Raw genomic sequence first — 6974 nt, forward strand, 5'->3', positions numbered from 1 at the left:
GGTCCGGCGGGACGCTCGCCACCCTATGATCGTCCCCTTGGACGCGGGTGCGGGGCGGGGCGTTCTACCGTTTCTAGCCCCGTAGAATCTTCAGCCGTGACACAGCCCAGCAGTGCGCGCGGCCAGGGGGCCGCCGAGGACGTCGACCTGCCCACCCAGTACCGACCGGCCGATGTCGAGGGCCGGCTCTACGAGCGCTGGGTATCGGCGGGGCTGTTCACCGCCGATCCCGGGCGCGATCCGGGCCGTCCGGCCTACTCGATCGTGATCCCGCCGCCCAACGTGACCGGGTCGCTGCACATGGGCCACGCGCTGGACCACTCGATCCAGGACACCCTGGTCCGGCGGCGCCGGATGCAGGGCCACGAGGTGCTGTGGGTCCCCGGCATGGACCACGCGGGCATCGCCACGCAGAACGTCGTGGAACGGGAGCTGGCCAAGGAGGGCCTGTCCCGGCACGACCTCGGCCGCGAGGCGTTCATCGAGCGGGTCTGGAAGTGGAAGGGCGAGTTCGGCGGCCGCATCCTCGGCCAGATGCGCCGCCTCGGCGACAGCGTCGACTGGACGCGCGAGGCGTTCACGATGGACGAGCGCCGCGCGAGGGCCGTCCGGACGATCTTCAAGCGGCTGTTCGACGACGGGCTGATCCACCGCGCCGAGCGCATCATCAACTGGTGCCCGCGCTGCCTGACGGCCCTGTCCGACATCGAGGTGGAGCACGCCGACCGCGAGGGCGAGCTGATCTCGATCCGCTACGGGTCGGGCGAGGACGAGATCGTCGTGGCCACGACCCGGGCGGAGACGATGCTCGGCGACACCGCCGTGGCCGTCCACCCGGCGGACGAGCGGTACGCGCACCTGGTCGGCCGCGACATCGAGCTGCCGCTGACCGGCCGCCGCATCACCGTCGTGGCGGACGAGCACGTCGACCCCGCGTTCGGGACGGGCGCGGTCAAGGTCACCCCGGCGCACGACCCCAACGACTTCGAGATCGGCCGCCGCCACGGCCTGCCGTCCCTGGCGGTCATGGACGAGCGGGGCGTCATCACCGCGCCCGGCCCGTTCGAGGGCCTGGACCGGTTCGAGGCGCGTCCCGCCGTCGTGGCGGCGCTGCGCGAGCAGGGCCGGATCGTCAAGGAGATCCGCCCGTACGAGCATTCGGTCGGCCACTGCCAGCGCTGCTCGACGGTCGTCGAGCCGCGCGTGTCGCTCCAGTGGTTCGTGAAGGTGGAGCCGCTCGCGCGCGCGGCGGGCGACGCCGTCCGGGACGGGCGCGTCGCGATCCACCCGCCGGAGATGGCGGCCCGCTACTTCGAGTGGGTCGACAACATGCACGACTGGTGCATCAGCCGCCAGCTGTGGTGGGGGCACCGCATCCCCGTCTGGTACGGGCCGGACGGCGAGGTCGCCTGCCCGGGGCCGGACGAGGAGCCGCCCGCCGGATGGACGCAGGACACCGACGTCCTCGACACCTGGTTCTCCTCGGCGCTGTGGCCGTTCTCCACGCTCGGCTGGCCGGACGAGACGCCCGAGCTCAAGCGGTTCTACCCGACGTCGGTGCTGGTCACCGGCTACGACATCCTGTTCTTCTGGGTCGCCCGAATGATGATGTTCGGGCTCTACGCGATGGACGGCGTGGAGCCGTTCACGACCATCGCCCTGCACGGGATGGTCCGCGACCAGCACGGCAAGAAGATGTCCAAGTCGTTCGGCAACGTGGTCGACCCGCTCGACTGGATCGACCGGTACGGCGCCGACGCGACCCGCTTCACGGTGCTGCGCGGCGCGAACCCCGGCGGCGACGTCCCGGTGGCCGAGGACTGGGCGCAGGGTTCGCGCAACTTCTGCAACAAGCTGTGGAACGCCACGCGCTTCGCGCTCATCAACGGCGCGCACGTCCGCGGCGAGGTCCCGGCGGAGCTGTCGACCGTGGACGCATGGGTGCTGTCGCGCCTGAACGCGGTCATCGCCGAGGTCGACGCGCAGCTTGAGTCCTACGACTTCGCCAAGGCGTGCGAGACGCTCTACCACTTCGCGTGGGACGAGGTCTGCGACTGGTACGTGGAGCTGGCCAAGGTGCAGCTCGCCGACGAGCGAGCCGAATCAACCCGTCGTGTGCTGGGGGAGGTGCTCGACAAGCTCCTGCGGCTCCTCCACCCGGTGGTCCCGTTCGTCACCGAGGAGCTGTGGACGTCCCTGACGGGCGCCGAGACGATCGTCACCGCCTCCTGGCCCGCCGCCGACCCCGGCCGCGCCGACCGGGACGCCGAGGCCCTCCTGGAGTCGCTGCAGCGGCTCGTCACCGAGGTCCGCCGGTTCCGCGCCGACCAGGGCCTCAAGCCCGGCCAGAAGGTCGCCGCCGCGCTGGAGTGGGGCTCCTCGCCGCTCGCCCCGCACGAGGAGGGCGTCCGCGCGCTGCTGCGGCTGACCGCGCCGGGCGACGGCTTCGCGGCGACCGCGTCCCTGCCCGCCGAGGGCGTGACGGTCCGGCTCGACACCGCCGGCGCCATCGACGTGGCCGCCGAGCGCAAGCGGCTGGAGAAGGACCTGGCCGCCGCGCGCAAGGAGGCCGACCAGGCGCGGCGCAAGCTCGGGAACCAGGCGTTCATGGCCAAGGCGCCGGAGGCCGTCGTGGCCAAGAACCGGGATCGGCTGGGCCGGGCCGAGGCCGATATCGACCGCCTGGAAGCACAGCTCACGGCCCTGCCCGCGCGCTGATCGACGCGAAGATCCTCGGGAGTGCCATGGCCGAATCACCTCCTCGCTCGGACACGCCCGGCTCCGCGCCCGGCGACGAGCTGGACCCGCAGCAGGTCGTCGAACACGATGCCGCTCCGGGGCCGTCCGGCGAGCCCGGGGAGCCGTCCGAGCCCGGCGAGACCGCCCCGCCGTGGGGCGCCTCGCCTCCGTGGTGGTCGTCCGGCTCCGGTCCCGGCGACGGCACGGGGCCGCAGCGCGTCCAGGACGGGACGGGCCCGCACCGGCTCCCGAACGGGACGGGGCCGCTTCCGGCGGTCGCCGTGCAGGGGGCGCCGGCCTGGGACGGATCCGGGCCGCCCCCGCCCGGCGCGGCGGCCCGGCCCGGCGAGCGCAAGCAGGTCCCCGGGGTCCTGCTGGGCGCGGGCGTCGGCGCGCTGCTCCTCGTGGTCCTCATGGCGGGCGTGCTGGTGTTCCGGCCCGGCGATGGCGAGAAGGGGACCGCCGTGTCCGCGTCCAAGAAGCGGATCGCCGCGGTGGCCAACGCCGGTGGGCTGCGCAAGGACGCCATGACGGTGCCTCTCGCGAGCGCGGCGTACCCGTTCGTCGCGGCGGCGGTCCAGGCGGGCGGGGTGCCGGTGGCCAAGGACGGCACGGCCGTCTACACCGAGGAGCCGGCGGGCAAGCTGAACGTCCTGTTCATCGGCGGGACGGGACGGGTGGGCGACCCCGGCGCGTTCCTCCAGCGGATCCGTCCCACCACGTTCATCACCGGGCAGAACGCCAGCGCGGGCAAGGACGGCGGACGCGCCCAGTGCGGCACGTTCGCCGTGCTCGCCGACGTCCATCTGTACTGCGCGTGGGCGACCAAGGACTCCTATGGCGTCGTCGCGTCTAACGTGTCGACGCCGAGCCAGCCGGTCCCCGTGATGGCCGACCTCATGCGCCGCATCCGCCGGGACGTGGAGAAGCCGAAGCGCTGAACAGGCGCCCGGTGTCGGCGTCCACCGCGTCCAGGACGAGCCCGGTGAAGTAGACGGTGCCGAGGACGACCAGCCGGTGCCCGAGGGTGGCGAGCGACCCGGGCGTCACGGCGCCGGAGCCGACGACGTCCCAGGCGGGCGGCAGGGCGCGGGTGAAGCGCAGGTGCGGCAGCGGCAGCCGGACGAACGTGACGGGCAGATCGCCCAGCTCGGTGATCGCGCCGTCCAGGTCTTTGTGGTCGGGCAGGCAGACGACGGCGTGGTCGACCGTCCCCCAGCGGTCCCTGGCGGCGGCGAGGGCGGCGGCGACGCCCGTCCGGTCGACGGCGGAGTCGACGAGCAGGGTGGTCGCCGTCCCCGGGACGTCGTGCCAGGACAGCCGCCCCGGTAGGGTGATCGACGACAGGACGTCGCGGAGCCGCCCGGCCGGAGGCTCACCGGCGCCCGCCGGAAGTTCAAGGATTCCCAGGAGGCGGCGCGCGGCCGCGAGGCCCAGCTCGGCGCTCACCCGGCCCAGCCCCATGGGAAGCAGGTCGGACGGGAGCCCGCTGCCGCCGGGCGGCACGTACTCGACCTGCCCCGCCAGGACCCCGGCCACCTCGGGGGACTGGGGCGCCGACAGGACGGTCCGCGTCCGCGCCCCGGCCACGCCGAGCTTCTCCAGCGCGATGTCCGCCGCCGTGTCGCCCAGGATCCCGGCGTGCTCCAGGAAGACGGGGGTGAGGGCGGCGACGTCGGGCGGGAAGAGGCTCGCCTCGTCCGAGCGCCCGCCCATCCCGGCCTCCAGGATGATCACGTCGGCACCCGTCTCCCGCGCGTGCAGGACGCCCGCGAGCGTGAACAAGCCCGAGGGGGACAGGTAGCCGCCCGAAGGGGGCAGGGCGGCGCGCGCCCGTCCGAGCCGTCCGCCGAGGGAGGCCAGCTCGTCCCACGAGACCGCCTGCCCGTCGACCCTGATCCGGTCCCGGCTGTCGCGCAGGCCGGGGCTGGTGACGGTGCACACACGCAGCCCGGCCGCCGCGAGGAACGCCGAGGCGAAGGTCGCGGCGGTGCCCTTCCCCTTGGACCCCACAACGGTCAGCACAGGGACGCCCGGAGAATCGTCCGGGCAATCGCCTGGGAAATCGTCCGGGCAATCGCCTGGGAAATCGTCCGGGGACAGGACGCCCAGGATCTCCGCCAAGGCGCGCGCGCGGGCCAGGCTGCGGGACTCGCCCGGGGCGCGTCCTTCCCACTCCCGGAAGAAGACCTCGTCGGCGTTCACCTGGCCCATGCTTCCAGCGTCCGGGGCCGCGCGGGGGCGGCGCGGGGGCCGGGTCGGTGCCGAGTAGGCTCTGAGGGTCACTTTCCGCAGGCATGGAGCGTCGTGAGCCAGGTAACCGAACCGTCCGACTACCGCGGCGTCGTCGCCGCGATCATGAGCCGTGGCGTGGAGTGGGAGATCGACCCCACGCTCGACCGGATCCAGGATCTGGTCGACCTCCTGGGGGAGCCGCACCGCGCGTATCCGGTCATCCACGTCGCCGGGACGAACGGCAAGTCCAGCACCGCCCGGCTCATCGAGGCGCTGCTGCGCGAGCGGGGGCTGCGCACCGGGCTCTACACCAGCCCGGAGATGACCACGCTCCGCGAGCGGATCGCGATCGACGGCGAGCCGGTCAGCGAGGAGCGGTTCGTCGAGACCTTCCAGGACGTGCACCCCTTCGCCCGGCTCATCGACGGAAAGCACCCGGCGCGCCTGTCGTTCTTCGAGGTCCTCACGGCGATGGCGTTCGCGGCGTTCGCGGACGCGCCGGTCGACGTGGCGGTGGTCGAGGTCGGCATGGGCGGCGTCTGGGACGCCACGAACGTCGCCGACGGCACCGTCGCCGTCGTCACGCCCATCGGCCTGGACCACACCCGCTACCTGGGCGACACCATCGAGGAGATCGCCGCCGAGAAGGCGGGGATCATCAAGCCGGGCGCGGTCGCGGTGCTCTCGCAGCAGCCGGTCGATGCGGCCGAGGTGTTGCTCCGGCGGGTCGTCGAGACCGGCGCCGCCGCGGCCCGCGAGGGCATCGAGTACGGAGTGGTGGCCCGCGAGGTGGCCGTGGGCGGCCAGTTGCTCGGCTTCAAGGGCCTGCACGGGACCTACGACGACGTCTTCCTGCCCCTGTTCGGCGACCACCAGGCGAGCAACGCCGCGACCGCGCTGGCCGCGGTCGAGGCGTTCGCGAGCGGCGCGCCGACCAGGGGAGAGGTCAACCTGGAGGCCGCCACGCGCGTCGCCGCCGGCGAGACCTACACCGGCGGCGACGAGGGCCAGCTCGACCCGGCCCTGGTCCGCAGCGGCTTCGCCGCGTCGGCCTCGCCCGGCCGCCTGGAGGTCGTGCGCACCGGGCCGACCGTCCTGCTGGACGCGGCGCACAACCCGTCGGGGATGGCGGCGAGCGTCGCCACGATCACCGAGTCGTTCGGCTTCACCCGGCTGGCCGGGGTGCTGGCCGTCGCCGCCGACAAGGACGTCGCCGGGATCCTCGACCAGCTGGAGCCCGTCCTGGACGAGCTGGTGGTGACTCGCAACTCCTCGCCGCGCTCGATGCCGCCCGAGGAACTGGCCGAGATCGCCGAGGGCATCTTCGGGCCCGACCGCGTCCACGCCGTGCCCCGGCTGGACGACGCCATCGACCGGGCCATCGGCCTCGCCGAGGAGACCGGCGAGTACCAGGGCGCGGGCGTCCTGATCACCGGCTCCGTGGCGACCGTGGGCGACGCGCGGACGCTGCTGCGCGTCGGAGAGGGACGGTGACCGCGCGCGGCACGGCCACGGGGAACCCGGCGCGCAGGCTGCTCGCCACCGTGCTGGGCTGCGAGGCCATCGTGATCGCCCTGGCGATCCCCGTCGCGGTCGCCGTGCTGGACGTGGACGGCGCGACCGCGGGCCTGGTGTGCGGGGGGCTGGCGGTCGTCTGCCTGCTGATGGCGGGGCTGCTGCGGTTCCCGTGGGGGATCGCGGCGGGCACGGTCCTTCAGGTGCTCGTCATCGCGACCGGTTTCATGGTGCCGACCATGTTCTTCCTCGGCGCCTTGTTCGGCGCGCTCTGGGGAACGGGAATTTGGATGGGACGCAAGGCGCGGGAGGCCGGGGCGCGCTAAATTCGCGGGACCGGCGCCGACAATCCGACCGCCCGTTCCCGCGAATTCCAATTAATACCCTAATTCCGGCATTCTCCTCTTTCGGGAAATGTCGGAGCGGTGGACGGCGACCCTCCGAAGGAGCAGGCCGTGCCCACCACCGCCGGGCCCACCCCCACC

Annotated in this window: 5 protein-coding genes; 4 read left to right on the forward strand and 1 reads right to left on the reverse strand. The window is 73.4% G+C overall.

The window, feature by feature from the left end; all coding sequences use genetic code 11:
* Nucleotides 1-96 precede the first annotated feature (96 nt).
* Nucleotides 97-2718: a valine--tRNA ligase gene (locus E1298_RS42000; RefSeq protein ID WP_131902963.1), complete on the forward strand. Its 2622-nt coding sequence runs from the start codon at nucleotides 97-99 to the stop codon at nucleotides 2716-2718.
* 26 nt (nucleotides 2719-2744) lie between these two features.
* Nucleotides 2745-3680, forward strand: coding sequence for a hypothetical protein (locus E1298_RS42005; protein WP_131902964.1), 936 nt, complete (start codon nucleotides 2745-2747; stop codon nucleotides 3678-3680).
* Here the strand turns inward: E1298_RS42005 and E1298_RS42010 are convergent.
* Nucleotides 3637-4953 carry a folylpolyglutamate synthase/dihydrofolate synthase family protein gene (locus tag E1298_RS42010; protein ID WP_131902965.1) on the reverse strand — a complete coding sequence of 439 codons (1317 nt, stop codon included), beginning with the start codon at nucleotides 4951-4953 and terminating at the stop codon, nucleotides 3637-3639. The two genes, E1298_RS42005 and E1298_RS42010, sit on opposite strands and share 44 nt — an antisense overlap.
* Nucleotides 4954-5097: 144 nt before the next feature.
* Between E1298_RS42010 and E1298_RS42015 the strand changes: the two genes are divergently transcribed.
* Nucleotides 5098-6468, forward strand: a complete 1371-nt coding sequence (locus E1298_RS42015) for a bifunctional folylpolyglutamate synthase/dihydrofolate synthase (protein WP_131902967.1) — start codon at nucleotides 5098-5100, stop codon at nucleotides 6466-6468.
* On the forward strand, nucleotides 6465-6815 hold the full coding sequence (locus tag E1298_RS42020; RefSeq protein ID WP_131902966.1) for a DUF4233 domain-containing protein: 351 nt from the start codon (nucleotides 6465-6467) through the stop codon (nucleotides 6813-6815). The genes E1298_RS42015 and E1298_RS42020 overlap by 4 nt, the downstream gene beginning before the upstream one ends.
* The last annotated feature ends 159 nt before the right edge of the window (nucleotides 6816-6974 follow it).

The organism is Actinomadura rubrisoli (assembly GCF_004349215.1).
GTDB classification, from domain to species: domain Bacteria; phylum Actinomycetota; class Actinomycetes; order Streptosporangiales; family Streptosporangiaceae; genus Spirillospora; species Spirillospora rubrisoli.

Coding starts and splice junctions, on each gene's coding strand:
- E1298_RS42015 (WP_131902967.1), top strand. CDS start 5,098: ATGAGCCGTGGCGTGGAGTGGGAGATCGACCCCACGCTCGACCGGATC.
- E1298_RS42010 (WP_131902965.1), bottom strand. CDS start 4,953: ATGGGCCAGGTGAACGCCGACGAGGTCTTCTTCCGGGAGTGGGAAGGA.
- E1298_RS42005 (WP_131902964.1), top strand. CDS start 2,745: ATGGCCGAATCACCTCCTCGCTCGGACACGCCCGGCTCCGCGCCCGGC.